The organism is Phytopseudomonas seleniipraecipitans, assembly GCF_900102335.1.
GTDB classification, from domain to species: Bacteria; Pseudomonadota; Gammaproteobacteria; order Pseudomonadales; family Pseudomonadaceae; genus Aquipseudomonas; species Aquipseudomonas seleniipraecipitans.
Genome location: NZ_FNBM01000001.1, coordinates 100885 through 127337 on the forward strand (window position 1 = coordinate 100885; position 26453 = coordinate 127337).

The 26453-nt window shown below is 60.6% G+C and carries 26 protein-coding genes; 10 read left to right on the top strand and 16 right to left on the bottom strand.

Annotated elements, in window-relative coordinates:
* Positions 1 to 19 precede the first annotated feature (19 nt).
* From BLS60_RS00480 to BLS60_RS00505, 6 genes are all read right to left on the bottom strand, one after another.
* Positions 20 to 1066: an AAA family ATPase gene (locus tag BLS60_RS00480; protein WP_092363448.1), complete on the bottom strand. Its 1047-nt coding sequence runs from the start codon at positions 1064 to 1066 to the stop codon at positions 20 to 22.
* The gene (locus BLS60_RS00485; protein ID WP_092363450.1) at positions 1063 to 2277 is read right to left on the bottom strand and encodes a DUF4350 domain-containing protein; all 1215 of its coding nucleotides are present in this window, start codon (positions 2275 to 2277) and stop codon (positions 1063 to 1065) included. The genes BLS60_RS00480 and BLS60_RS00485 overlap by 4 nt, the downstream gene beginning before the upstream one ends.
* Positions 2274 to 3854 carry a DUF4129 domain-containing protein gene (locus BLS60_RS00490; RefSeq protein WP_092363453.1) on the bottom strand — a complete coding sequence of 527 codons (1581 nt, stop codon included), beginning with the start codon at positions 3852 to 3854 and terminating at the stop codon, positions 2274 to 2276. The genes BLS60_RS00485 and BLS60_RS00490 overlap by 4 nt, the downstream gene beginning before the upstream one ends.
* Positions 3841 to 4821: a stage II sporulation protein M gene (locus tag BLS60_RS00495; protein WP_092363456.1), complete on the bottom strand. Its 981-nt coding sequence runs from the start codon at positions 4819 to 4821 to the stop codon at positions 3841 to 3843. The genes BLS60_RS00490 and BLS60_RS00495 overlap by 14 nt, the downstream gene beginning before the upstream one ends.
* Entirely contained in the window at positions 4818 to 5543 is a 726-nt protein-coding gene (locus BLS60_RS00500; RefSeq protein WP_092363459.1) for an RDD family protein, read from the bottom strand. The genes BLS60_RS00495 and BLS60_RS00500 overlap by 4 nt, the downstream gene beginning before the upstream one ends.
* Before the next feature lie 87 nt (positions 5544 to 5630).
* Positions 5631 to 6419, bottom strand: a complete 789-nt coding sequence (locus BLS60_RS00505) for a DUF975 family protein (RefSeq protein ID WP_092363462.1) — start codon at positions 6417 to 6419, stop codon at positions 5631 to 5633.
* Positions 6420 to 6608: 189 nt separating this feature from the next.
* On the opposite strand from BLS60_RS00505, the gene sbcB reads away from it, so the two are divergent.
* Positions 6609 to 8039 carry an exodeoxyribonuclease I gene (gene sbcB / locus BLS60_RS00510; protein ID WP_092363465.1) on the top strand — a complete coding sequence of 477 codons (1431 nt, stop codon included), beginning with the start codon at positions 6609 to 6611 and terminating at the stop codon, positions 8037 to 8039.
* A gap of 155 nt (positions 8040 to 8194) precedes the next feature.
* On the opposite strand, the gene mvaT is transcribed toward sbcB, so the two are convergent.
* The gene (mvaT, locus tag BLS60_RS00515; protein ID WP_070881232.1) at positions 8195 to 8575 is read right to left on the bottom strand and encodes a histone-like nucleoid-structuring protein MvaT; all 381 of its coding nucleotides are present in this window, start codon (positions 8573 to 8575) and stop codon (positions 8195 to 8197) included.
* A 334-nt stretch (positions 8576 to 8909) separates the two neighbouring features.
* Here mvaT and purU point away from each other — a divergent pair, with 334 nt between their 5' ends.
* The 3 genes from purU to BLS60_RS00530 all read left to right on the top strand — a co-directional run bounded on the left by purU (position 8910) and on the right by BLS60_RS00530 (position 11667).
* A complete protein-coding gene (purU, locus tag BLS60_RS00520) occupies positions 8910 to 9761 on the top strand; it encodes a formyltetrahydrofolate deformylase (RefSeq protein ID WP_070881233.1) in 852 nt (283 codons plus the stop codon).
* A gap of 63 nt (positions 9762 to 9824) precedes the next feature.
* Complete coding sequence (locus BLS60_RS00525; protein WP_092363468.1) at positions 9825 to 10007, top strand: hypothetical protein; 183 nt, start codon at positions 9825 to 9827, stop codon at positions 10005 to 10007.
* 175 nt (positions 10008 to 10182) lie between these two features.
* Positions 10183 to 11667, top strand: coding sequence for a helicase HerA-like domain-containing protein (locus BLS60_RS00530; RefSeq protein ID WP_092363471.1), 1485 nt, complete (start codon positions 10183 to 10185; stop codon positions 11665 to 11667).
* A gap of 54 nt (positions 11668 to 11721) precedes the next feature.
* Here the strand turns inward: BLS60_RS00530 and BLS60_RS00535 are convergent, their stop codons facing one another.
* Positions 11722 to 11940, bottom strand: a complete 219-nt coding sequence (locus BLS60_RS00535) for a hypothetical protein (RefSeq protein WP_070881236.1) — start codon at positions 11938 to 11940, stop codon at positions 11722 to 11724.
* Between the two features lie 207 nt (positions 11941 to 12147).
* Positions 12148 to 13020, bottom strand: coding sequence for an aldose 1-epimerase (locus BLS60_RS00540; protein WP_092363474.1), 873 nt, complete (start codon positions 13018 to 13020; stop codon positions 12148 to 12150).
* Between the two features lie 114 nt (positions 13021 to 13134).
* Between BLS60_RS00540 and BLS60_RS00545 the strand changes: the two genes are divergently transcribed.
* Entirely contained in the window at positions 13135 to 13890 is a 756-nt protein-coding gene (locus tag BLS60_RS00545) for a FadR/GntR family transcriptional regulator (protein ID WP_070881238.1), read from the top strand.
* Between the two features lie 167 nt (positions 13891 to 14057).
* Here the strand turns inward: BLS60_RS00545 and BLS60_RS00550 are convergent, their stop codons facing one another.
* From BLS60_RS00550 to BLS60_RS00580, 7 genes are all read right to left on the bottom strand, one after another.
* Complete coding sequence (locus BLS60_RS00550) at positions 14058 to 14969, bottom strand: EamA family transporter (RefSeq protein WP_070881239.1); 912 nt, start codon at positions 14967 to 14969, stop codon at positions 14058 to 14060.
* A 120-nt stretch (positions 14970 to 15089) separates the two neighbouring features.
* Positions 15090 to 16370 (bottom strand): TRAP transporter large permease, encoded by a 1281-nt coding sequence (locus BLS60_RS00555; protein WP_070881240.1) that lies wholly within the window; start codon positions 16368 to 16370, stop codon positions 15090 to 15092.
* Positions 16370 to 16897 carry a TRAP transporter small permease gene (locus BLS60_RS00560; protein WP_070881241.1) on the bottom strand — a complete coding sequence of 176 codons (528 nt, stop codon included), beginning with the start codon at positions 16895 to 16897 and terminating at the stop codon, positions 16370 to 16372. Before BLS60_RS00560 ends, BLS60_RS00555 begins: the two co-directional genes overlap by 1 nt.
* Positions 16898 to 16958: 61 nt before the next feature.
* Positions 16959 to 17933, bottom strand: a complete 975-nt coding sequence (locus BLS60_RS00565; protein ID WP_070881242.1) for a TRAP transporter substrate-binding protein — start codon at positions 17931 to 17933, stop codon at positions 16959 to 16961.
* Positions 17934 to 18022: 89 nt separating this feature from the next.
* Positions 18023 to 18910 (bottom strand): SMP-30/gluconolactonase/LRE family protein, encoded by an 888-nt coding sequence (locus tag BLS60_RS00570; RefSeq protein ID WP_092365220.1) that lies wholly within the window; start codon positions 18908 to 18910, stop codon positions 18023 to 18025.
* 42 nt (positions 18911 to 18952) lie between these two features.
* Positions 18953 to 19780, bottom strand: coding sequence for an NAD-dependent epimerase/dehydratase family protein (locus tag BLS60_RS00575; RefSeq protein ID WP_092363477.1), 828 nt, complete (start codon positions 19778 to 19780; stop codon positions 18953 to 18955).
* Positions 19781 to 20055: 275 nt separating this feature from the next.
* Positions 20056 to 21048: an NAD(P)-dependent oxidoreductase gene (locus BLS60_RS00580; RefSeq protein WP_092363480.1), complete on the bottom strand. Its 993-nt coding sequence runs from the start codon at positions 21046 to 21048 to the stop codon at positions 20056 to 20058.
* A 252-nt stretch (positions 21049 to 21300) separates the two neighbouring features.
* On the opposite strand from BLS60_RS00580, the gene kdgD reads away from it, so the two are divergent.
* From kdgD to BLS60_RS00605, 5 genes are all read left to right on the top strand, one after another.
* Complete coding sequence (gene kdgD, locus BLS60_RS00585) at positions 21301 to 22212, top strand: 5-dehydro-4-deoxyglucarate dehydratase (RefSeq protein ID WP_070881245.1); 912 nt, start codon at positions 21301 to 21303, stop codon at positions 22210 to 22212.
* Between the two features lie 202 nt (positions 22213 to 22414).
* The gene (locus BLS60_RS00590) at positions 22415 to 23545 is read left to right on the top strand and encodes a mandelate racemase/muconate lactonizing enzyme family protein (RefSeq protein WP_092363483.1); all 1131 of its coding nucleotides are present in this window, start codon (positions 22415 to 22417) and stop codon (positions 23543 to 23545) included.
* A gap of 44 nt (positions 23546 to 23589) precedes the next feature.
* Positions 23590 to 24576, top strand: coding sequence for a TRAP transporter substrate-binding protein (locus tag BLS60_RS00595; RefSeq protein ID WP_167357632.1), 987 nt, complete (start codon positions 23590 to 23592; stop codon positions 24574 to 24576).
* 56 nt (positions 24577 to 24632) lie between these two features.
* Positions 24633 to 25118, top strand: a complete 486-nt coding sequence (locus tag BLS60_RS00600; protein ID WP_092363489.1) for a TRAP transporter small permease — start codon at positions 24633 to 24635, stop codon at positions 25116 to 25118.
* Between the two features lie 28 nt (positions 25119 to 25146).
* Positions 25147 to 26424, top strand: a complete 1278-nt coding sequence (locus BLS60_RS00605) for a TRAP transporter large permease (RefSeq protein WP_070881249.1) — start codon at positions 25147 to 25149, stop codon at positions 26422 to 26424.
* Positions 26425 to 26453 lie beyond the last annotated feature (29 nt).

The following is a 26453-nucleotide window of genomic DNA, read 5'->3' on the forward strand; positions in this document are numbered from 1 at the left end:
CTATCCAGAGTCGAGGCGTTCATAGACGGGGCGCGGGAACCTGATCGAGCAACTGCAGCAGTACCTGATCGATGGACAGTCCTTCGATATCCAGCTCCGGCGACAGGCGCACACGGTGGCGCAGCACGGCCAGGGCACAGCCCTTGACGTCGTCGGGCAGCACGAAGTCGCCGCCGCGCAGCAAGGCGCGCGCCCGGGCACCACGGACCAGTGCAATCGAGGCGCGAGGGCCGGCACCGATGGCCAGGCCCGGCCAGCTGCGCGTGGCGCGGGCCAGGCGCACGGCGTAGTCGAGCACCTGCTCGTCGAGCGGTAGGTCGCTGGCAATTTTCTGCATGATCAGTACGTCTTTAGCCTGCAGCAGCGTGCGCAGCGGCGTGACCTCGAGCATGTCTGCCTTGGTCGAGCGGCTAACCTGGCGAACCATGCTCAGCTCCTCGTCCTGCTCGGGGTAGTCCATGTGCAGCTTGAGCATGAAGCGGTCGAGCTCGGCTTCCGGCAACGGATAGGTGCCTTCCTGCTCGATCGGGTTCTGAGTGGCCAGCACCATGAACGGCAGCGGCACTGCAAGCGGGCGGCCCTCCAGCGTTACCTGGCGCTCCTGCATGACTTCCAGCAGGGCTGCCTGGGTCTTCGCGGGCGCGCGGTTGATTTCATCAGCCAGCAGCAGGTTGGTGAAGATCGGGCCCTTGCGCAGCTTGAACTGTTCGCTCTGCAGGTCGTACACGGCGTGGCCGGTGATGTCGCTGGGCATCAGGTCCGGGGTGAACTGGATGCGTGCGAACTCGCCGCCGAAGCAGCGGGCCAAGGCACGTACCAACAGGGTTTTACCGAGGCCCGGCACGCCTTCGAGCAGCACGTGACCGCCGGCGATCAGGGCGGTGAGCACGTCGTCGATCACCGCTGTCTGCCCGATCACGGCTTTCTGCAGCTCCTGGCGCAGCGCCTGGGCGAGCTGGCTGGCACGCTGGCGCTGCTGGGCGATATTGCTGACGGCTGGTGCGGAGGTGCTGCTGGCAGGCTCGCTGATCGGATTGCTCGGCTGGTCGGGCGTATGTTCGCTCATAGGGCATTCCTGAGTGTTTGCAGGTGGGCGACCTGACGGGTGAAGTCGCTGGCGGAAAGGCGTTTCTTGCTCAGCGGGCGCATGGCCTGGCTGATGGCTGCGGAAGGCTGGCGGCTGAGGCGGCCGAGAATCTGCCACTGATCGGCGACGCCCAGGCGCTCGAAGCCGGGATGACGGCGTCGGGCGCGGCGCAGGATATCCTGCTGCAGGTTGCTCAGCAGGCGCTGCTGGCCACCGTGGCGGAGCAGGAAGTCGGCCGCGCCGCGCAGGTGTTCCTGTAGCTGTCGACGGCTGGCCGGCTGCGGTTGTAGCAGCGGCCCCTGGCGCTGGCCGACGTGCCATAGGACCAGCACCAGCAGCACGCCGAGAGCCAGCAGCGCGGGCGTGAAGTGGCGCTGCAGCAGGGTCAGCAGGTTGTCGCGATCGGCGTTGTACACCAGGGTCACGGCGCTGTCCTGGGTGAGGTACCAGAGCAACCAGGCGTTATCGACATTGCCGAGCTTGTCGTTCTGCCAGATCCAGGCGTCGGTGACGATGCTGATCAGCCCGTCGCCGTGATAGATCTGCAGCAGATGGGTGGCTTCGCCGCTGTTGGCCCAGACATGAGCCAGGTTGTTGGCGTCGTAGAGGTGGAAGTCGGTATCGAAACCGATGTACGCCGGGGCCTGTTCATTTTCCAGGTACAGCTTGGTCAGCTCGGGATAGGCATCCGGCGCTTCGTCAGTGCTTTCTTCGCCGCTTGGTTCAGCCGTTTGCGCATCGGCGGCACCGTCCGCTTCGTCCTCGTCGAGGGTTTCGACCGGATACTGCTGCACGTTCAGGGTATCGAGCAGCCGGTCGCCGCTCTTGCCTTCTTCCTCGTCCCACATGCGTTCGGCGATGAACAGCAGGTGGCCGCCCTTGGCCGTCCACTTCAGCAGGCGCTCGTTCTGCTGCGGCGTTAGATTGCTGCGGTTGGCGAGCAACAGCAAGGTCTGCCCGCGGCTGGGCAGGGTAGCGAGGCCTGCAAGATTATCGGCACGCGTTACCTCGATGCCCCGTTTGCGCAGGTAATATTCGGCGGCCAGGTATGGATTGGCCCGGGCTTCGGGGGACGGGCCGTGGTTTACCACCTCTTCGTAGGATTCGGCGCGGCTCAGTAGGTAGCTGCCCAACAGGCCAAGGCCCAGTACCAGCAGCGCGCCAAGGGCGAAACGGGTAGTGCGGTTCATGGCTGACCACCGTGTTCGATCAGCCGTCGCCAGTCATCGCATAGCAACGTGCGCAGCTCGGCCGGCGGCAGGCGATGGCCGTAGGCGAGATTCTGCCAATGGCGGGTGAGCGTCTGGCTGAAGTTGCTCAGCTCGGGGTCGTCGAGGCCATCAACCAGCGGCAATACTTCGGCTTCGGTGTGGGAGCTCTTGAGCGGCAGCTTGTGGTCATGAATCAGGCGGCTCAGCAGGGCGCGGTAGAGCAGACCTAGTGCGGCGCGGGGATCATCCAGCCAGAGGCGTTCCGCGGTGCTGGCAACGTCATCGGGCAGGCTCTGCGGTAGCACTTCCAGGCCAAACAGCTGGCTGGGAAGCTCGTGGTGCGTCGGTTTGCGCAAGCGAACCCGGCCGGCGAAGGTGCTCAGCCATTCACGGTAGCGCCAGATCACCAAGGCGATGATGCCAATGACCAGCGCCCACAAGAGGGCTTCGAAGAACAGGGCAAGGCCTTTCAGTGCGCTCCAGTTCTCGATCATTTCGAGCAGCGCCTCGACGGCCTTGGTTCTGTCTGCCGATGATTCGCTTTGGGCCTGTTCGGTGTCATCAGCAAAGCGCCAACGGGTTACCGTCTCGCGGTTCTCGAACGGCGGCTCGTCGAGAATCGCCAGCACCGACGTGCGCGAGGCCTCGCTGGTCAGCGGTTGGGCGAGCAGCCGCGCCGCTTCCGGGCCATGCGGGTCATTGTTGGGCAACGGGCAACTGTGCGACGTATCGGTATCGGCGAGCGCCGGTGTGGGCGCGTGCAACAACAGCATGCCGAAGCCCAGCAGCAGGGCGTAGGCAACGCCGGTGAGGCGTTGGCGCAGGCGGCGGAACGTTAGCTCGATGTCCCAGCCTTCCAATGCGGTGCGGCGGTTCAAGTACAGGGTAAACCCGCAGGCGACGTAGATCGGCTCCCAGAAGATCAGCAGCAGCACGTAGAACAGGTTGGACAGGTGCTCAAGCCAGAGCCACTCGCTGGTGTCGCCATTGATCAAGCTTTGCCAGTCCCAGTCCAGTTCCATCTGAGCGGGCAGAAACAGGTAGACCAGGCTGCCGAGGCCGATCCATAGGGCAATTTCCAGGTTAACGCCTATCAGTGTCAGCCAGGTCGCGGCGCCTGCGTCGCGCTGCGCCAGCACGTTCAGTCGCTGCGTGCGTGCCTGGCCCTTGAGGCCTTCGAGCTGCAGCACCGGCAAGTCGAAGCTGCGCGTCGGGCTGAAGCGGCGCCAGGTCAGGCTGGCCAGCAACTGCGGTTTGAGCAGACCGGGAAACGCCCTGAGGGCCTGCTTCACTGTTGGCGTATCGCCAAATAGCGAGCGCGACAGGACGTACAGCGGCAGCCGCTCATAGGCTGGCTTCAGCCACCAGAACACGAACATCGCCCAGGACGGGTACTGCCACAGCAGTGCACTGAGCAGAGCGAATACCGGCAACGTGACGGCAGCCCAGCTGGCCATCAGCAGGCCACGATGACGGGCCGCCATGAGCACACCCAGGTCGATGGCTTCCCAGGGGGTACGTGGGCGGATCGCCACGCTGGCGTCAGTCAGGCGCATGTTGCTCCCTACCGGCCAGGCACAGGTAAGCCAGCACCAGCGCCCAGAGCCCGGCGCCTACGGCATATTTGATATGAGGCGTGGCGAATGTCATGGAGGACCAATAGGCCTCTATAAAAGCCGCAATCAGCAAAAACAGCGCCGCGCCGCCGAGCAGCCGTATCGCGCGGACGGCAGCAAGGCGCAGCGCTTCGCCCCGGCGCAGGCGGCCAGGGGCGAGCAGTGCCCAGCCGAGTTTGAGGCCGGCAGCGCCGGCCAGGGCGATGGCCGTCAGCTCGAAGGCGCCGTGACCGATCACGAACGACCAGAAGGTTTCGCTGTAACCCAGTTGCGTCAGGTAACCGGCCACGGCGCCAATCATCAGGCCGTTGAACAGCAGGAAGAACAGGCTGCCGACGCCAAACAGCAAACCGCTGGCAAAGGTCTGAAAGGCGATGCCGATGTTGTTCATGATGTAGTAGCCGAACATCATCCAATCGTCACCGGAGTCGCGCTCGCCGAAACGGCCCAGGCGCGTGGTGTCCGGATCGTACATGAGCTCCATCTCGCTGACGCGGTCAGGATCCATGACGCTGTAGACCAGATCGGGGAACAGATAGACGAGGGTGCCCATGACGGCCAGGCTGCCGAAGAACAGCAGGCTGGCGAGGGTCACCAGGCGCCACTCCTCGCGAACCAGACGCGGAAAACCGGCCAGTATGAAGCCAATCAGCTGCGGACCAATGGCGCTGCGGTGCCGATAGAACTGCTGATGCCCGCGCAGGGCCAGCTGTTGCAGTTCGTCGATCAGGTGGTTGCTGTAACCACGCTCCCGGGCCAGGGCAAGGTGCTGACACAGGCGTCGGTAGTCGGCTGCGAAGCTGCGACTTTTTTCCGCATCGGCGTTGCCAGCCTCGAGGCGCTGGAGGTGCGTATTGAACGCTTGCCATTGAGTCTGGTGTCGGGCTTCGAAAAGGCTCTGTTTCATGTCGGCCCCAATAAGCCGCGGGCGATGCCGTTGATGTGGCGTTCGGCGTGCTCGGGATCGACGTGCAGCGGCTCGGCGAGAATGGCTGCCAGCTCTGCCCGGCGTGCGGTGGAAAGGCTTTCACCCCGTTCGGCGAAAGCGAGCATGGCGCGCTGTTCGGCAAAATCAAGAACGATGGGCGCGCGCAGCGCCTCGGCTTCGGGCAAATTGGGGCGCTCTATGGGCTGGTCCCGATACACCACCAGGGTGCCGGCGGCTATGTCACCGAGTCGTTTGAACGCGCGGTTGCTCAGGCAACTGATGATGCCCAGGGTATAGGCGAATGGCAGCAGGTCGACAAAGCGCAACAGGTTGCGAGTCAGCGAGGCGGGCCAGCCAATGGGTGTACCGTCGTCATGCACGACCCGCAGGCCGAGCATTTGTTTACCTGGCGAACGTCCCTGGTTGAGGACCTCGAACAGCACCATGTACCACCAGGTCACCAGAAATAGAATGATGGTCGCCAGCCCCATGCCGAATTGGCCGAGAAAGCCGAGCACAAGGTAAACGACGCCGAGAATCACGCCGCGTATCAGCAGGTCGATGGTGAACGCCAGGGCGCGCGGCACCAGGCCCGCCGGGCGTAATGCCAGGTCGATGCCTTCTGGAGTTTCCACCTGATAGCGCGTATCCAGCATGGGCTGCTGCAGTCGGTTGAGAGGCGAAGAGGAGGAGGGCGGCATCGTCACGTCATATGAGCAAAGCCCGATGCTAGCCAGCAGCGAGGCAGGAAGCAACTTGACCGCGCAAGCGTGGTCAGGTGCGAGGGATCAACGTGCGATAGAGCGCACACCAAAGATCGTGCGATACAGCACGCCACAGGCGATTACAAACAGCGGCATGCTCCAAATCAGGCCAATACCCAGCGGAATCGCGCTGATCAGGATGATCAGACCGAGCAACAGGAACAGGCCGAACGCCTTGAACCAATGCTGGGTGATTGCCTTGCGCGAGGCTTCAAGTGCTTGCCAAGGCGACAGACCACGCTCCACCACCAGTGGAATGGCCAGCATGTAGGCGACGCAGAGGTACGTGAAGGGGATGAAGATAAGGCCAAAACTGACGCTGCCAAGTGCAATGGCAAGAAGGGTCAGCACGAGGTAAACAACGCCAATGACCAGCAATGGCAAGGTCGAATTGAAGTGATTGAATATCTCGTTGAAGCTGAACGGCTGGCCGGCGGCGCGTCGAACTCCAATGATGCTGAGCCCAGCCAGAATAGGGTAGGTCACCAGTGACGAAATGATCCCGGAGAGAAGCTGGGAAGTAATGAAAATGATCAGGGCATTAGTCGTCAGCACATTGAAGAGCAGGCCGAGCACGAGATTGGCAATGAGCGATGTTACGAACATCGCCACATAGAACACCAAGAAACCCGCAACGATGATTCCTTTGGTGCCCTTCACCATAATCCATGCTTCGTTGATCAGCAGACCGATACTGAAGGTGTAACCACGGCTTAGCGCCTGTTCGATGCTCAGGTGCTCGCTCTCGGTAGCCTGCTCCTGCAGGTTGCTGGCGGGTACGGCGTAGGGGTTTTGCGACGTGGCGTCACTCATGGCTCTTCCTTGATGAGTGTGGATAAGATTGTTTCGCAATATTAATGACGTAGGGTGAATGCTACAAGCGGCGTGCATCTTGTGCTTAACCAGGTGTGCGGGCGATCAAGCTTTTGATCAGCCTTTGGTTTGTGATCAGGCAGTTTCAGGCCATAGACTGCGGCATCCATTCTTCACAGGGAGCTACACGTGCCTTCGAGCCTGTTCTGGTATGACTACGAAACCACTGGAATCGACCCGCGCCGCGATCGGCCGTTGCAGGTCGCAGGCATCCGCACCGACGAGCAGCTCAATGAAATCGAGGCGCCGCTCAACCTCTACTGCCAACCCAGTGACGACATCCTCCCGCATCCTGCGGCTTGCATGATCACCGGCATCGGTCCGCAGCGTCTGGCACGTGAGGGTCTTGGCGAAGCCGAGTTCATGACCCGTGTGCATGCCGAACTGGCGCGTCCTGGTACCTGTGGGGTGGGCTACAACAGTTTGCGTTTCGATGACGAGGTCACGCGCTACAGCCTGTATCGCAACTTCTTCGATCCCTATGCGCGAGAGTGGCAGGGCGGCAATAGTCGCTGGGACCTCATCGACATGGTGCGAACCGCCTATGCCCTGCGCCCGGAAGGCATCGAGTGGCCCCGGGACGATGCGGGTGTGAGCCTCAAGCTCGAACGCCTGACTGCGGCCAATGGCATCGACCATGGCCAGGCGCACGACGCGTTGTCCGATGTGCGTGCGACCATCGCGCTGGCGCGCCTGGTGCGAGAGCGCCAACCCAAGCTCTACGATTATCTGTATGGCCTGCGCAGCAAACAGCGAGTGCTCGATCAGATTCGTTTGCTGCAACCCCTTGTGCATGTATCCGGGCGTTTCGCCGGGGCGCGGCATTATCTGGGTGTGGTGCTGCCGCTGGCCTGGCACCCGCGCAATCGCAATGCATTGATCGTTTGCGACCTGCACCTCGATGCCGCACCACTGCTCAACGAAGACGGCGAGACGCTACGACGCCGGCTGTATACCCGACGCGATGACCTGGCGGCCGGAGAACTACCGGTGCCGCTCAAGCTGATACATATCAATCGCTGTCCGGTGGTCGCCCCGTTGAGCGTATTACGCGCGGAGGATTGCCAGCGGCTGCAACTGGACAAGACGGACTATCTGAATCGCGCCCGGATGCTGAGCGATTGTCAGTCAGAATGGCAGGACAAATTGTCGCAGGTATACCAGGAGGAAAGTTTTTCTGCAGTTAACGATCCCGAGCAGCAGTTATATGAAGGCTTTATCGGAGACCGTGACCGTCGATTGTGTGAACAAGTCCGCAGCGGTGATCCCCAGCAGTTCGATACGCAAAGCTGGCCCTTCGATGATCCTCGGTTACCCGAGTTATTGTTTCGTTATCGAGCGCGTAACTTTCCCGCCACCTTGAGTGCCGATGATCAGCAGCGCTGGCAACAATTCTGTCGGCAACGCCTCAGTCAGCCAGAATTTGGTGCGCCGAATACCTTGGCGAGTTTCCAGACAGACATGGCGCATTACCTGACCACTGCGACCGATGCGCAGCGAGTGATATTGCAGGCATGGGCCGAGCACGCCCAGCAAGTGGGTCAGCGTTATGGTTTGTAGATCAGAGTGATAGGGTGAAAGAAATCACTGTAAGACGAGGCGCGCCGGATTCACGGCGCTTGCGGTGCTGCTGATCATTTCCAGCCATTATGAGCGCCCATAAAAAACGCCAGCAGTGCTGGCGTTCTTCATGGACTCACAGCCCCGATTTTGTATCAGCCCAGCAGGGTAGCCCAGCCTTCAACAACGTCAGCGCCCCACTTGGCTTTCCATTCCTTGAGGGTCTTGTGATTGCCACCTTTGGTTTCGATGACTTCACCAGTGTTCGGATTCTTGTACTGCTTAACTTTGCGAGCACGCTTGCTGCCAGTCGGGGCCGCTTTGCTATTGCGTGCTGCTTTGCCTGCCTTGGCTTCTGGATCCAGCAGGGCAATGATGTCGCGCAGCGACTTCTGGTATTCGCCCATCAGGCTGCGCAGCTTGCCTTCGAACTCCAGTTCTTTCTGCAGCTTGTCGTCTTGCGACAGGCTTTTCAGACGCTCTTGCAGTTCTTTGATGTTTTCTTCGAGAGTACGGTATTCGCTAACCAGGGACATGTGTTTACCTTTAATGCGGTGGGGTGATAGCCATGTGTTGCTTATAGTAGACATCGCTAAGTTATAAGTAAACAGCTTTGCAAACCTGACGTTGTTTAGTAATTGAAGTTTCACTGCGTAACAGGAATTTACCTTTTTAGTGCCACTTCAAATTGGGTGGGAATTAATCGTGTTGGTGGCCGCTACAGAAAATTCAGCTAACAGTCCGCATTAGCGGTTCCAGTGGCTGGCGCATGCCATGTGCAGCGAAGGTGCAGCGAGGGGCGTCGAACTACTGCAGTTTTCCGGTAGTGCAGCTAAAATGCGCGCCTTCGCTAATTCTCTGGAGTTGTTCATGCGCACTTTTCGGCTGGTCATCGCCTGCCCTGACCGTACCGGCATCGTCGCCAAGGTCAGTAACTTTCTGGCGACCTACAACGGCTGGATAACCGAGGCGAGCCATCACTCGGACACGCAGAGCGGCTGGTTCTTCATGCGCCACGAGATCCGCGCTGATTCGTTGCCGTTCGATCTGGACGGCTTCAATCAGGCGTTCTCGCCGATCGCCCGGGAGTTCTCCATGGAGTGGCGGATCACCGATTCGGCGCAGAAGAAGCGTGTCGTGCTCATGGCCAGCCGCGAGTCCCATTGTCTGGCCGACCTGCTGCATCGCTGGCACAGCAATGAACTCGACTGCGAAATTCCCTGCGTGATTTCCAACCATGACGACCTGCGCAGCATGGTTGAGTGGCACGGCATTCCGTTCATTCACGTTCCGGTGGATGCACAGAATAAACAGCCGGCATTCGATGAAGTCGCACGTCTGGTTGCAGAGCACCGCGCCGATGTAATCGTGCTGGCCCGCTACATGCAAATCCTGCCGCCCGCGCTGTGCCGGGAATATGCCCAGCGCGTGATCAACATTCATCACAGCTTTCTGCCGTCCTTCGTGGGCGCCAAACCGTATCACCAGGCGTCGTTGCGTGGTGTGAAGCTGATCGGCGCGACGTCCCACTATGTAACCGAAGAGCTGGATGCCGGTCCGATCATCGAACAGGATGTCGTGCGTGTCAGCCACCGCGAGAGCATCGAAGAGATGGTGCGCCTCGGCAAGGACGTAGAGAAAATGGTGCTTTCCCGCGGCCTGCGCTATCACTTGGAAGACCGGGTATTGGTGCATAACAACAAGACGGTGGTCTTCGACTGATCCAGCGGGTCTGGTCCCGCGATGATCAGCGGTTCGCTTAGGCCAGGCCTGATGGAGTTAATGATGAGCAACGACGATCTGCCCGAGCCTGGCACGGCAACGCCGCCACCCACGTTGGGTGAGGGGTGCGTCAGGCGCTACGATTCCGAGGCATTGAGCGAGGAAGACGGTACCGAATTCGAGGGTGCCGAAGCGCTATGGCAGCGTCTGCAGCGTGAGCGACTAGACAAGTCAGGCGGTGAGTGAAGCTGAGAGGGCGCCATTGGCGCCCTTTTTATTGCGTCGATTTAACTGAGCAGGCAGTTGCCTCGACGCATCGCTGCCAGGTCCCTTTAGCTGGATGTATGCTGCTACGCTGAGGCTGTCGTTGGGCAGGCTGAATGCACCGAGGCGGTGAGGCTTTAATCCAGAGGATGGCGTTATGTCTGTGAACCGGCAATTCGTGTTGGGCGCTGCCAGCAATGGCCAGCCGATCGAGCAATCACTGCGCCTGGCCAACCGCCACGGTCTTATCGCGGGCGCTACGGGCACCGGCAAAACGGTAACGCTGCAGCGCCTTATCGAGAGTTTCAGCGATGCGGGTGTGGCGGTGTTCGCCGCCGACGTGAAGGGCGACCTATGCGGGCTGGGCGCTGCTGGCGTACCCCAGGGCAAAATCGCCGAGCGCATCGCCAGCATGCCTTGGCTGGCGCATAGCCCGGCGGCCTATCCGGTGAGCTTGTGGGATGTGCACGGGCAAAGCGGTCACCCGTTGCGCACCACCTTGAGCGAAATGGGGCCGCTGCTGTTAGGTGCCTTGCTGGAGCTCACCGACAGCCAGCAGGCGGCACTGTATGCCGCCTTCAAGGTCGCTGATCGTGAAGGGCTGCTGCTGCTCGACCTCAAGGATCTCAAGGCACTACTCGCTCACCTCAAAGCGCAGCCCGACGTGCTGGGCGCCGACAGCGCGCTGTTTACCAGCACTTCCGCACAGGCACTGCTGCGGCGCCTGGCCAGCCTCGAACAGCAAGGCGGCGACGTACTGTTTGGCGAGCCGGCCTTGCAGCTCGAGGACATCCTCCAGCCAGACCGTGATGGTCGCGGGCGTATTCACCTGCTCGACGCACGTCGGCTGGTTCACGAGGCGCCCAAAGTCTATGCGACCTTCCTGCTGTGGTTGTTGGCAGAATTGTTCGAGCAGTTGCCCGAGCGCGGAGATGCCGATAAGCCCGTGCTGGCGCTGTTTTTCGACGAGGCGCATCTGCTCTTCGCTGACACGCCCAAGGCGCTGCAGACGCGGCTGGAGCAGGTGGTGCGGTTGATCCGCTCGAAAGGTGTGGGCGTCTATTTCGTGACCCAGTCACCGAGCGATCTGCCGGACGAGGTACTCGCCCAGCTTGGGCTGCGCATTCAGCATGGCCTGCGCGCCTTCACCACACGTGAGCAAAAAGCACTGCGTGCGGTGGCTAGCGGATTTCGACCCAACCCGGACTTCGATTGCCTGTCGGTGCTGACCGAACTGGGCATTGGCGAGGCATTGGTGGGTACGCTGGAAGATAAAGGCACGCCGGCGATGGTGCAGCGCGTAGCCATTGCGCCGCCGCAATCGCGTGTCGGGCCGCTGTCGGATGCAGAACGGGCGATGCTGATTCGTCAGTCGCCATTGGCCGGCCGTTACGACAAGGCATTTGATCGCGAATCGGCCTATGAGGTGCTGACCGCACGTGCCACCGCGGCAAGCGAGCAGGTACAGGCGGGCAAGGAAACACCTTCCACCGTCAGTGTGGCAGGCGAGTTTCTCGGTGGCTTGGCTGGCCAGGCGGTAAAAAGCGCGGTGCGCCAGGTTGCCAATCAGCTGGGTAGGCAACTGGTGCGCGGCTTGCTGGGTTCTCTGCTGGGCAGTAAGTCGGCTTCCAAGCGTCGTTAGCGTAGGCGTGATTAATCACGTGCTAGTGCGGGTTGGTTGCGCTCGAGCGAAGGCTCAGGCGCTTTCGGCTCTGGCATCTGCCTTGCTGGATAGGTCTTTCTCGATCTTCTCGATTTCTTTATCGAATGCCTGATCGAGCAGGCTGGCTCGCTTGCGCCACGGCTTGCGTTCCGGATCCGGTTGAGCGGCGTAGGTGATGACTTCACCGCCGTATACATCCTTGTAACGCTGCGCCTGGCGCTCGAGTTCGGCGCGCAGTTCGTCTTTCGTCACGATAGTTTCCATAGTTTCTAATAGGAGAGGGCAACAACGTAAGACCGGGCGGTCTTACTGATACGGTTGCCACACCTGCTTTGAAGCGTTTGCCCCCATTAAAGTTCCGGCTATTCACTCACGTGCAGCTGGCAATGGGGGCAGACGGCTGATTATCACCAACGCGCCGCGAAAGTCCAGCGCCGTTGCAGGCCGCGATCGGACGTATCAGTGCATCGAACGGTATTGCAGGCTGAAGGTCAGGCTGTGGCTCTGGCCCTGATGAAGCAGAACCAAACCGGGCTTGCCAGGCATATGGTGGGCATTGACCGGATGGCTGACCGGTTCAAAGCAGAAGAATGGTTTCCGTTCGGGGCAGAACAACAAGTACAGCTCGCAGCCTTCGGCACTGATGTCCAGGCGGTAACCGGCATCGGGCTGGAGGATACTTGCCTGAGCGTTCCAGTTGGTAAAGGCATTGTCGGTGTGCCGTTCTGGCAGCTCGTTGGGTTCGGCGAACGTCCAGTCTGCCGGCAACTCGCTGAGCTGGGTTGGCATGCTGTCGCTGCCGCATTCCCAGACCTTTTGCGCACCTGCCTGCAGGCGCGTGTTGGCGAGCCTCGGGAAATACGGGTGCAGACCCAGGCCATGCCACATCGGTGTATCGGCCTGGTGGGTCACTTGCAGATGAATGTCCAGGCGGCCTTCATGCAGGCGAATGCGCTGTTCGGCGACATAGGCGAACGGTACGTGGCTATCGAGGCGCAACAGCGCTGAGTTGTCGCTGTGCTCAACCACCTGCCACGCTTGCTGCCAGGCGCTGCCGTGGATGGGCAATGGCGAGTTTTCCGCGTTGGCTTGCAACGCCAGCCAGCCGTCTGGATTGGCGAAGCCGCCGTCACTGATCCGGTTCGACCAGGGCGCCAGTGGATAGCAGCCAAGTTGACGAGGTGTACCCGCCAGCAAGGCCTGCTCATCGTTGTGGCGCAGCAGTGGTTGACCGGTGTCGATGGCCGTCCAGTTGGCGATGCTGCCGCCGATTTTCGGCGCCAGGGTAAGGCGAGTCAGGCGGTCCTGCAGGAGCAAGGTGTCGAGCGACATGGGAGGCGATACCTGTGGAGTTGGCGGTGACTTTTGAGAGACAACTAACAGCGTGTCATCATACAACCGCTGATATATGATGTGTTTTGGCCGTCCAGACGATAACGATCTTTTATGGAAAATCAGAATACGCAGCCACGTGCACGCCGCAAGCACCGCAGCCTGGCGCAAGAATTGGTTGCCGAGCTGTCCCAGCGCATTCGCGATGGCGTGATCAAACGTGGTGACAAGTTGCCGACCGAGTCGGCGATCATGGAAGAGCAGGGCGTCAGCCGCACTGTTGTGCGTGAAGCCTTGTCGCGTTTGCAGGCTTCGGGTCTGGTAGAGACCCGCCACGGGATCGGCACCTTCGTGCTGGACACGCCAAATCCCGGCGGTTTCCGTATCGATCCGGCGACCATCGTGACACTGCGTGAAGTGCTCGCGGTGCTCGAGCTGCGTATCAGTCTGGAAGTCGAATCCGCGGGCCTGGCAGCGCAGCGTCGCACCCCCGAACAGCTGGCGTCGATGCGCTCTGCCCTGGATGCTCTAAATGAAGGCGCGGCTCACGAAAGCGATGCGGTGTCGTCTGATTTCCAGTTTCACCTGCAGATCGCGCACGCCACCGGTAACCGCTACTTCACTGACATCATGAGCCACCTGGGCACCAGCATCATTCCACGCACCCGACTCAACTCGGCGCGTATTGCCCATGATGATCACGCCCATTACATGGCACGCCTGGAGCGCGAGCACGAGCAGATTTTCGAAGCCATTGCTCGCCAGGACTCGGATGCCGCTCGCGCCGCCATGCGTCTGCACCTGACCAACAGCCGCGAACGCCTTCGCCAGGCTCACGAGTCGGCGGAAGTTGCTGTCAAGCAAGCCTGAGCTGTTCATCCCGTTCACAGGCGTCTTTTGAATCTGTTTACGATCTTACACGCTAGAACACTGCAAAGCAGGAACAGGCTCGGACGCGGCGTTTACTTTCGTAAATAAGCGTCCGAGCCTGTTTCTAGCACAGCAGGGCTGACGCGCGGCTGCTTGTAGATGGATTCTCAGGCGTCTTTGCGATAGGTCAGCAGCACAATCCCCGCCAACACGATCGCGCCGCCGATCATCTGCATGCCGCTCAATACCTGATCCAGCAACAACCAGCCAAACAGCAGCGTGGCGATGGGCTCCATGTTCATCACCGGCGCGTTCTTGGCCATGTTCAGTCGTGGCACGGTAACGAACAGCATGCAGAAGGCGATGCCGTAGAGCAGCACCAGGGCGCCCAGTGCCAGCCAGCCAGTCTCGTTGCTCGGCAGGTTCATGCCGCCGGGAATCAGGTCGGCGCTGCCCGCCAGCGCCATGCTGCTGAACACGATCATCAGAGTCAGCATGCTGCGTACCGAACCGCGCAGGCTCGACAGCTTGTGGTCGGTGATCCACAGCGCACAGGCGAATACACAGGCTGCCAGGAACGACACGCTGACGCCGACGATCCACTCAGGGCCGGCTGGCTCGCTGGCGCCAAGGCGCGCCGGCAGGTCGAGGGCGAACACCAGGCCGAGCAGGATCAGCCCCATGAGCATCACCGTACGCCGCGTCGGCGCCGAGCCGCCCAGTGCCCAGGTGAGCAGGGCGAGCAGGATCGGGAAGGTGTTGCCAATCAGCAGCGCCAGCGCTACCGGAATACGTGCTACCGCTGAATACAGACAGATGCTCTGCGTGGCGATCAGCAGGCCTAGCAGCAACTGCCAGCGCCAGGCGCCAGCCGGCATCTGCAACGCCTGACGCTGCCAGAGCACGATGCCGACAAGCACCAGCATGGTCACGCCAGAGCGGCACAGAATCGCCAGTAGCAAGCCGGTGTCGTTGTCGAAGGCAATACGTGCAGCAATGTGGTTGCCGGCGAAGGAGCAGGCCAGCAAGGCCAGTAGCATTACAGCGATATGACGGGGAAACAGGGCAGGAGAAGTCATGGCAGCAATTTCCGTATCGGGTTTAGCCTAAAGCGCCTGACGGTCTGTTGGCCGTTCTGGTTGCGCTAAAAAAAACGGCGGATCGCGTTATGCACGCGACCCGCCGCGGGTGTAGCAGTATCAGAGTACGACGCTAGGCAACCACAGCGAGATTGCCGGGATGTAGGTAACGGCCATCAGTACCATGAACAGCGCTGCGTAGAACGGCAGCAGTGCTTTTACGGTTGCCTCGATGGTCACTTTACCGATCGCCGCACCGACGAACAGCACTGCGCCTACCGGTGGCGTGATCAGACCGATACCCAGGTTGACCAGCATGATCATGCCGAAGTGCACAGGATCGACGCCGAACGACGTCACCACTGGCAACAGGATCGGGGTCAGGATCAGGATCAGCGGCGCCATGTCCATCAGGGTACCGAGCACGAGCAGCATGAAGTTGACGCACATCAGGATCACGTAGCGGTTGTCCGAGAAGGTCAGGAACGCGGTGGTGATCTTCGACGGAATTTGCATCAGCGTCATGATGTAGCCGAACGCCGCAGCGAAGGCGATGAGTATCATCACGATCGACAGCGTACGGACGGTGCGATGCATCATCTTCGGCAACTCGTGCCACTTGTAGTCGCGGTAGATGAACATGGTCACGAAGAATGCCCAGATCACAGCCACGGCCGCCGACTCAGTGGCGGTGAATACGCCAGAGAGAATGCCACCGAGGATGATGAACATGGTCATCAGGCCCCACAACGCGTCAATACAGATCTTGATCGCCTGACGCAGCGGGATCACTTCGCCTTTCGGGTAGTTGCGCTTCTTGGCGAACCACAGGCACAGCGTCGCCATAGTGGCGCTCATCAGCAGGCCTGGACCGATACCCGCCATGAACAGCGCGGCAATGGACACAGTGCCGCCAGCGGCGAGGGAGTAGATCACCGAGTTATGGCTAGGCGGTGTGAGCAGCGCCTGCACCGAACCGGAAACGGTCACGGCGGTGGCGAACTCGCGTGGATAGCCCTTCTTCTCCATTTCCGGAATCAGTACCGAACCCACCGACGCGGTGTCGGCCAGGGACGAGCCGGAAATCGCGCCGAAGAAGGTGGACGCTGTGATGTTGACCAGTGACAGACCGCCGCGCACGAAACCAACCAGCACGCCAGCAAAGGCGACCAGACGACGAGCCATGCCGCCTTCGGCCATGATCGCACCCGCGAGCACGAAGAAAGGGATGGCCAGCAGGGAAAACTTGTTCACGCCACCCGCGATCTGAATCATCACGGCATGGAGTGGAATATCGATCCACCAGGCGCCAATCAGCGCCGAAATGCCAAGGGAATAGGCGACGGGGACGCGCAGCAGAATCAGGACGATGAAACTGCCTACGAGAATGGCGGCATCCATTACACGGCCTCCTTGGAGTCTTCGACCGCTTCGAAATCAACGACGCGACGCTTGTTCTGGTCGCCGTAAAGCAACTGTTCGATGACGAACATGAGCGTGATGAAACCCCCCAGCGGAATCGGCATGTAGCTAATGCCAACGCTGACCGAGGGGAGGGTGCTCAGGTACTGATGCCAGGTAGCAACGCAGAGTTTGTAGCCCCAGATCAGCATGAAAAGTGCGACTGTTCCCATGGTCAGGCGCACAAAAAGGGTGATCACCGGTGCGGTAACTTGCGGCAGGCGATCGGTCAGCGAAGTCACAGCCATGTGAGCGCCCGCGCGGTAGCTGGCGGCAGCACCAATGAAGGTGAACAGCACCATCAGCAGGATGGAGATGGGCTCGGGCCAGCCCAGTCCTTGTCCCAGCACATAACGGCTGAAGACGCCCCAGGGGATTATCGTGGCCATGATCACGATTGCCAGACCGGCAACTATGATGCAGGCGCGGTAAATGGCGTCGTTGACGCCTAGAACCAGGTTTTTCATGAGACTTCACCGGATGGCATGGAGCCGGCAGCAGCCGGCTCCATGCGCTTGCGCGAGAGGATTACTGGACGGCTTCGATGCGCTTGATCAGATCGGCGTACTTGGCACCGTACTTCTCACGAACCGGAGCGGTCGCTTCGTAGAACGGCTTGGTGTCAACTTCGATGAACTCGACGCCTTCGGCTTTGAGTTTCTCGTCGCTGGCCTTTTCTTTGGCTACCCACAGGTCACGCTCTTCCAGCTGTGCTTCCTTGGCCAGTTTCTTGACCAGGGTCTGCTGCTCAGGCGTCAGCTTTTCCCAAGCGGTCTTGGACATCAGCAGCGGCTCAGGCAGGATCAGGTGGTGAGTCTGGGTGTAGTACTTGGCTACACGGAAGTGGTTGTGCTCGAGCAGGGTTGGCGAGTTGTTCTCGGCACCGTCGATAACGCCGCTTTGCAGGGCGCTGAAGATTTCACCGGTATCCATGGCGATGCCGTTGGCACCCATGGCATTCAGAGTGTCGATGAACAGCGGGTTGCCGATCACACGGATCTTCATGCCCTTGAGGTCTTCCAGCTTACGCACTGGCTTCTTGGTGTAGAGGCTGCGGCTACCGGCTTCCATCCACGCCAGGCCGACCATGTTGAAGTCGGAGTTGGTGATGGCGTCGAGAATTTCCTGACCGATTTCACCGTCCACCACTTTGCGCATGTGGTCAATATCGCGGAACACGAAGGGCATGTTGAAGACGTTGGTGGCCGGAACAACTGGGCCGACCGAGCCGAGGCTGACGCGAGTCAGTTGAACGGCACCGATCTGGGTCTGTTCGATCACTTCCTTCTCGGAGCCCAGAACGCCACCGGCGAACATGCGGCCCTTGATTTCGCCGTTGGTGGCGGCTTCCAGTTTCTTGCCGAGGTTTTCCATGGCCACTACGGTTGGGTAGCCTGCCGGGTGGATTTCCGCAATTTTCAGGGTGGTGTCAGCCTGAACCAGGCCCGACAGGCCGATGGCCAGCGGGAGTGCAGCAATGAGCAACTTGCGCTTGAAATTCATGTGAATCTCCATTTTGTTGTTGTTGGTGTGCAGCGTTATGAAGCTCCAGAGTGACCCCGCGGGTAGCCGGGTTCCCCAGATGTTGGTAGTCAGAGTGGGAACGCGCTTTCCTCGAGGCCGCTAACACCGGGCTGCAGCGCGAACACGCCGCCTGCCAGCGGTTGATCGTCGAGATTGCCGCCCGGGCGAATCGACGTCACGTACAGGGTATCGAGGTTAGGGCCGCCGAAGGCGCACATGGTCGGCTTCTTCACCGGCACGGTCAGCGAACGGTCCAGCCGGCCATCTGGCGTGAAGCGGTGTATCTGGCCGGCGTCATTACCGCAGATCCAGTAGCAGCCATCCACGTCCACCGCGGCGCCATCGGGGCGGCCGGGGTAGTCGTTCATGTCAACGAACAGGCGACAGTTATGTGGGGTGCCGCTGTCGATGTCGTAATCGAAGGCCCAGATGGCCTGCACCGATGGGTGCGAGTCGGACAGGTACATGGTGCGGCCGTCCGGGCTGAAGCCCAGCCCGTTGGGGACGATAATGTCATCGAGCAGTACCGGGAGGGTGTTCTGCTGGGCGCCATCATAGCGATACAGCGCGCCGACATTGGCGCCTGCCGCCATGTCCATGAGCATGGTGCCGGTCCAGAAACGGCCCTGGCGATCGCAGCGGCCGTCGTTGAAGCGCATACCCTCGCGGGCATGGGCGACGTCGACCAGGCGCTTGCCGGTCAGCCGGCCGTCAGCAGTGGTGGTCAGCTGGAAAATTCCGCTTTCCATGCCGGCGATCCAGCTGCCGTCCGTCCCGCGGGCGATGCAGGCGAGCATTTCGTCCGCTTGCCAGCTTTGCGTGGTGGCATCGGCAAGGTTCCAGCGATACAGGCGCTTGTCGGGGATGTCGGCCCAGTAAAGGGCCTGTTCCTTTGCGCTCCACACCGGGCTTTCGCCCGTTGCGTTGCGGGCGTCGAGAATCAGTTCGGCTTGCATGGGCATGTCCGATCTCTTGTTATTGTTATCGAGCGTTGGTTATCAGTTGTCGCCGAACGGGCCAGCTGCCGTGAACGCACCGCCGTGATAGAGCGCGTTAGGGTCGTCGGCAGCCACTGGCGGCTGGGCTTCGACCTTGTCGCGGAATACCTCGGAGCTGTCTTTGGGCTCATAGCCCAGGTGAGCGGCTTTGCTGTTGTCCCACCACACGGTTTTGTTGGCCGATGCGCCGTACACCACGGTGTGGCCAACGTTCGGGGTGGTCAGGCCGCGCTCGATCAGCTGCATCAGGTCATCGTAGCTGAGCCAGGTGCTCATCATGCGACGGTTCAGCGGCTCGGTGAACGAGGAGCCAATGCGGATGCTTACGGTTTCGATGCCATAGCGGTCGAAGTAAAAGCTGGCCATGTCTTCGCCGTAGGACTTGGACAGGCCGTAGTAGCCATCCGGGCGGCGTGGGGCATTGGCGTCGATGGTGTCGGTCTGCTTGTGGAAACCGATAACGTGGTTGGAGCTGGCGAAAATGACGCGTTTCACGCCATGGCGACGCGCAGCTTCATAGATGTGGAATACGCCGCTGATATTCGGGCCGAGAATCTCTTCGAACGGACGCTCTACGGAAACGCCACCGAAATGCAGGATGGCGTCAACGCCTTCCACGAGCTGATGAACGGCCTGTTTGTCGGCCAGATCGCAGATTTGCACTTCGATGTGCTCACCTTCGGCAGGTGCCATTTCGGCGATGTCCGACAGGCGCAGAATCTTGGTTAGGGGTTGCAGGCGTTCGCGCAGCACCTTGCCCAGTCCACCTGCAGCGCCGGTGAGCAGCAGGCGATTGAAGGGAGGTTGGGTGTTGGAGGTTGTAGTCATGGGCGGGGCCTGTTCTCTGCTTGTTTTTATTTAGAGACTGTCATCTGTTGTCGTATGACATCGCTCGATTATCGACATCCTCGGATTCATTTGTCAACGCGCTCACAAAACACCGAGGACACTGTCGAAGATTGTTCAACAAGCCTATAAAGGGCAGATTAGACGGCTCGAGTGCTCAGGCTAGCAACAAACGAAGGCCGGCAGCGGAGCACCCTGCTTAAGTCTAAGGTTGTCTGATGACATCGCTTGGCCAGTACTGTCAGGTTGCTAATGCCCTACGGTGTTTGTCTCGCGAGGCGCCACGCATTCTCCGGGTTCACTGCACCCTCGGGAACACGTCCGGCGAGTATCGAACGTGCCTGCTCAACGGTGCGGTCTACCTGATAGCTAATCGCTTGCGGCACCATGCCGCCAATATGCGGGGTGGCGAGCACGCCGGGCTGGCGGGCCAGATCAAGGGTTGGCTGGTCATCATGGCCACGGCCGACATCGATTGCCGCTCCGGCCAAGTGACCGCTGGTCAGGGCTGCGGCTAGCGCGCGTTCATCCACCAGAGCGCCGCGTGATGCGTTGATGAAAAAGGCGCCGGGTTTCATTTGTGCAAGAAAGCGGGCGTCGACCATGTTTTCGGTCTCGGCGCTGTGGCGGGCCAGGCAGATAACGTGATCCGCCTTCCTCAGCAAGGTGGCAAGGTCCACTGCGGTCACGCCGTCTGCTGGCTGCGTCAGGTACGGATCATGGACGAGCACCTGGATGCCCAGCGCCCTCAGCACAGGCGCAAGCGTGGTGGCGATGGCGCCGAAACCGATGATGCCCGCCGTGCTGCCTGCCAATTGGCGGCCCATGCGCGGGGTGGCCTGCTGGCCATCTTGGTAGGTGCGGAAATACTGCGGCAGGCCGCGCGTGAGGTTGATCATCTGCGCCACAATCAGTTCGCTGACGGCGTGGACGAAGCCCGGCCCGGCCTGTGTGACCAGTACGCCGTGGCGCGACGCAGCCTCGATATCGATGCTGCGGGTATCCATGGCGCAGCGTATGAACGCGAGCAGGGCAGGCCTTTCTCTGAACAGCCGTTCGGTGCCCGCGGTGGGTTTGTCCGAAATGATCAGCTCGCACCCTGCGGACAGTTCGATCAGTTGGTCTTCACTGAGATCATCGTCCTGTTGGCGCAGGATCACTTCGCCAAGTTCGGCCAATTGCGCCAAAGCGTTTTCGCCGTACCAGGTATGCAGTTCAGACGGCGGGTAGGTGATCAGGATGCGTGCCATGGGTAGCCTCCAGAGTCATTTGCATAGCCATAAGCCGTTGAAAAATAGCCTGCCGTTATCGGTTGTCATATAACGGGGGAGATGATCGAATTCGACGTCCCTAGCGTCTTGACGCCAGGCTGAAGATCCCTGATATAGAGCGTCCGCCTCATTGTGGCAAGAAAAGTATGGCTTTCAATAATGTCGTACGATAACGTATCTCTCACAGCCTAGGCTGCTCCTTTTTCCATACGCGTTACAGGTGTTCGAAGAATGACCCCACAAGAATTAAAAACTGTCCTCTCCTCCGGTCTGCTGTCTTTCCCGCTGACCGATTTCGATGCCCAAGGCGAATTCAATCCAGAAGGCTACGTTCGTCGCCTCGAGTGGCTGGCCCCGTACGGCGCCACCGCCCTGTTCGCCGCTGGCGGTACCGGTGAGTTCTTCTCCCTGGCAGCTGACGAGTATTCGTCGGTGATCAAGACTGCCGTCGACACCTGCGCCGGTAGCGTGCCAATCCTCGCTGGCGTCGGTGGTTCCACGCGCCAGGCGATCCAGTACGCACAGGAAGCCGAGCGCCTGGGCGCCAAGGGTCTGCTGCTGCTGCCGCACTACCTGACCGAAGCCTCGCAGGAAGGCGTTGCCGCTCACGTCGAGCAAGTCTGTAAGTCGGTGAAGATCGGTGTGGTTGTGTACAACCGCAACGTCTGCCGCCTGACCGCTCCGCTGCTGGAGCAGCTGGCTGAGCGCTGCCCGAACCTGATCGGTTACAAGGATGGCCTGGGCGACATCGAGCTGATGGTGTCGATCCGTCGTCGTCTGGGCGACCGCTTCACTTACCTGGGCGGTCTGCCGACTGCTGAAGTGTACGCAGCTGCCTACAAGGCCCTGGGTGTGCCGGTTTACTCCTCGGCGGTGTTCAACTTCATCCCGAAAACCGCGATGGACTTCTACCACGCGATCGCCCGTGAAGATCACGCCACTGTTGGCAAGATCATTGACGACTTCTTCCTGCCGTATCTGGATATCCGCAATAAGAAATCCGGCTACGCAGTGAGCATCGTCAAAGCTGGCGCCAAGATTGCCGGTTACGACGCAGGCCCGGTCCGCGCCCCGCTGACCGACCTGCTGCCGGCCGAATACGAGCAGCTGGCTGCGCTGATCAAGGCGCAGGGCGCTCAGTAATCTCCGCGTGATGCTGTAACCCGAGGTGCCGCCCACACGCGGCGGCACCTCGGCGCTTCACCCGCTAAATCCCTGTCAAAAAGAAAAACCGGGGACACACCATGCTTCCTTTCTTTTGCCATGCCGCTCGCCGGGCAGGCTTCGTCGCACCTGCCATTTCTTTTTTCGGCGTTAACGCCCTCCAGCAGGGAGCGTGCCGCACATGACCATCCAGCGTATCGAGATCATCCGCGTCGCCATTCCGTTCTCGGCCGGTGGGCGCGTGAACGAGTCCGTCGAGGACGACGATGCCTTCAATGCGGCATCGCCGAATATCAGCCGCATGGAAAGCCTGCTGGTTCGCCTGCAAACCGATGATGGTCGGGTCGGTTGGGGCGAGGCCTTTGGCCACGGGCTCAATCCGGTCACCTTCAGCGCATTGCGCGATCTGGTCGGGCCATTCTTTCTCGGCACATTGCTGGCGGACCGTGAGGCCACCATGGAAAAGGCCATGCGCGCGTTCCACGGTTTCGGTCGTACCGGCGCAGTGCTGTACGCGTTGTCAGCCATCGATATCGCCCTTTGGGATCTGGCCGCTCAGCAAGCGGGCTTGCCGCTGTGCCGCTTCCTGGGTGGCGAGTCGCGGCAGCTGGAGTTGTACGCCAGCCTGGTCAGTTACGGTAACGACCCTGAGGAAGTGGCGCGCCAGGTTCGCCGCGTCTACGACCTCGGCTATCGCCGCCTGAAGCTGCACGAAACCGCACCCGCCGCGATTGCCGCCGCACGCGAGGCATTGCCAGCGGATGCCCAGTTGATGGTAGACACCAACTGCCCGTGGCGCGCTGACGAAGCGGTGCAGGTCGCCGAATCGCTGCGCGGCCTGAACCTCACCTGGCTCGAAGAGCCGGTATGGCCGCCGGATGACTTCGCTGGCCTGGCCCGCGTGCGGCAGACCGGCGTGCCGATTTCCGCAGGCGAAAATGCCTCCGGTATCGAAGGCCTGCGCCAACTGCTGGCCGCTGGCGCGGTGGATGTGGTGCAGCCCAGCGTCGCCAAGATCGGCGGGGTCAGCGGCATGCTGCAGGCCTTCGCCATGGCGCGCGATGCTGGCGTGCACCTGGTGCCGCACTGCTTCTATTACGGGCCGGGGCTGATGGCCGCTGCGCACCTGACCGCGACGCTGGGTGCCGATGTCGCGCTGGAAGTGCCACTCATCGAGTTCGAGCGCAACCTGCATGCCTGGCTCGACTTCCAGCCGCACATGCACCTGCCTGACCGACCCGGTCTGGGCTTCGAGCCCGATGCTCAGGTGCTGCGCGAAGCGACTATCGATAGCTACACGCTGACGCTGTAACAACACTAACCGACAACAATAAAAGGGCTTTACCTATGACTTCCATGAAGTGGATCCCAGCGCTCGGCCTGGCTGCGCTGTTCGCCGTGGGCAGCACTGCCGCTCACGCTGCCAAAACCATCAAGGTCGGCAACTTTTTCCCGGACAGCCATCCGGTCAATATCGCCCTCAACGAAACCTTCAAGAAGGAAGTGGAGGCGCGCTCCAACGGCGAACTGAAGGTACGCATCTTCTCCAACGCCGTGCTCGGCGGCGACGAGAAGCTGTACAACTCGGTGCGCGGTGGCACGCTGGAAATGGCCATTATCGGCAACATCATGGAGAACGAGGTCGAGCATGTCGGCATCATCCAGCTGCCGTTCCTGTTCAACAACTACGCCCACGCACAGGCCGTATTCGCCAGCCCGATCGGCGAAACCCTGGTCTCGGACATGACCGAGAAAACCGGCCTGCATTTCCTCGCATACGGCGTGCAGGGTTTCCGTGTCATCGCCAGCAATCGCAGCATCCAGAGCATGGATGACTTCAAGGGCCTGCGCCTGCGCTTTCCCGGCATCGAGAACATGATCGCCATCGGCAAGGGGCTGGGTGCCAACATCACTCCGCTGCCGATCTCCGAGGTGTTCAGCGCGCTGGAACAGCGAGTAGTCGATGGCGTGGAAAACCCCTACCCGAACATCGTGGCGTCCAAATGGTACGAAGTGACCAGCCATATTCTGGAAAGCAACCACGTGTTCACTCCGAACCTGTACATGATGAATGACAAGTTCTGGAATGGTCTGAGCGAGAGCGAGAAAACCATCGTCAGCGAAGCTGCCAAAGCCGCCGCAGAGCAGGAGTGGAAACTGCTGATCGCGTCCGAAGAGAAGGACAAGCAGGTGCTGAGCGACGCCAAGGTCGAGATCATCGTGCCGGACGCAGCCTTCAAACAGCAGATGATCGACGCTGTGCAAGGCTCGTACGACAACTTCTACTCGGGCCACCCGCGCGCCCGCGAGATCGTTGAAGAAATCCGCGCAATCAAACCCTGAACCAATGACGAGCGCCCACGACGGGCGCTTGTTCATTTCCTGTGAAGGTACGTTCGATGACTGAGCAAAAGATCACCCCGTTGCAGCGGCTTCTCGCCGTGTGCATGGCGGCCTGCCTGAGCGTCATGGCGTTGCTGGTATTCGGCAATGTGGTGCTGCGCTACGTGTTCAATTCCGGGATCACCTGGTCCGAGGAAATGTCCCGCTACCTGTTCGTGTTCATGATCTTTTTCGGTGCGGCGCTGGCGCTGATCCAGCACAAGCACCTGGCCGTGGACATGCTGGTGGAACGCCTGCCGCAACCGCTGCGCAAGGCGTGCATCCTGATCAGCAGCGCGTTGATGCTCTACGCCCTGTGGTTGATGGTCGATGGCGCCTGGACGCTGGGCTGGATCAACCGCAACAGCTACGGCCCGGCAACCGGGTTCCCGATCTGGGCCTTGTACGCCGGCTGCCTGGTAATGGGCATTCTCATGGCGGGCAGCATCCTCATGAGCCTGGTGCGCCAACTGGCCACCGAGCGTAACGACAGCGCCGACTAGCCGGACAACTCCGCAAGGTATAACAACCATGGAACTTGCACTCTTTCTTCTCGTGCTGCTGGGCTGCATCGCCATCGGCATGCCGATCGCCTTTGCGCTGCTGATGACCGGCATCGCGCTGATGCTGCAGATGGACATGCTCGACAGCCAACTGGTGACCGAGAACCTGGTCAGCGGCGCGAACAATTTTTCCCTCATGGCCATCCCGTTTTTCATCCTCGCTGGCGAGTTGATGAATGCCGGCGGCATCACCCGGCGCATCATCAACCTGGGGCTGGCCATCCTTGGGCACAAGCAGGGCGGAATGGGCTATGTGGCGATCGTCGCGGCCATTCTGTTCGCGTCGCTGTCCGGCTCGGCCGTGGCCGATACCGTGGCGCTGGGGCTGGTGATGATTCCGCTGATGGTCAAGGCGGGCTATGACCTCAACCGCTCCTGCGGGTTGATCGCCACCGGCGGCATCATCGCGCCGATCCTGCCGCCGAGCATCCCGTTGATTCTGTTCGGCGTGACCAGCGGTGTGTCGATTTCCAAGCTGTTCATGGCCGGTATCGCGCCCGGTTTGATGATGGGCGTGATGCTGGCGTTCACCTGGTGGCTGGTGACCCGCCGCGAGAAAACCGTGCTGCTGCCCAAGCGTGATCGCAAGGAAGTGCTGCAGGCAGCGCGCGATTCGATCTGGGCGCTGTTCTTGCCGGTGATCATTGTTGCGGGGCTGCGTTTCGGTATCTTCACGCCGACTGAGGCCGGTGTGGTTGCAGCGTTCTATGCGCTGTTCGTCAGCACGGTGATCTACCGTGAGCTGAGCCTGGTGGCGTTGTATGAAGTATTGGTGTCGTCGGCGAAAATGACCGCAGTGATCATGTTCCTGGTGGCTGCTTCGGCCGTCACGGCCTGGATGATCACCATGGCCGATGTCTCCGGTATCGTCACCGACATGCTCAGCGGGCTGACCAGCAACCCGATTCTGCTGCTGCTGGTGATCACCGCGCTGGTGCTGATCATCGGTACGGTGATGGACCTGGCTCCGGTGATCCTGATCCTCACGCCGGTGTTGATGCCGGTGGTGATGAAGGCCGGCATTGACCCGGTCTATTTCGGCGTGTTGTTTGTCCTCACGCTCAGCATCAGTCTGCTGACGCCGCCGGTCGGCACTGTGCTGGCTGCCATCAGCAGTGTCGGTAACAGCACCATGATCGCGGTGTTCCGCGGCATGTGGCCGTTTCTGATCGCGCAGCTGATCCTGCTGCTGCTACTCATCGTGTTTCCGCAGCTGGTGCTGTTTCCGTTGGGGCTGTTGCACTGACGCAGTAGGGAAGGGCGGGTGAGCGGGCG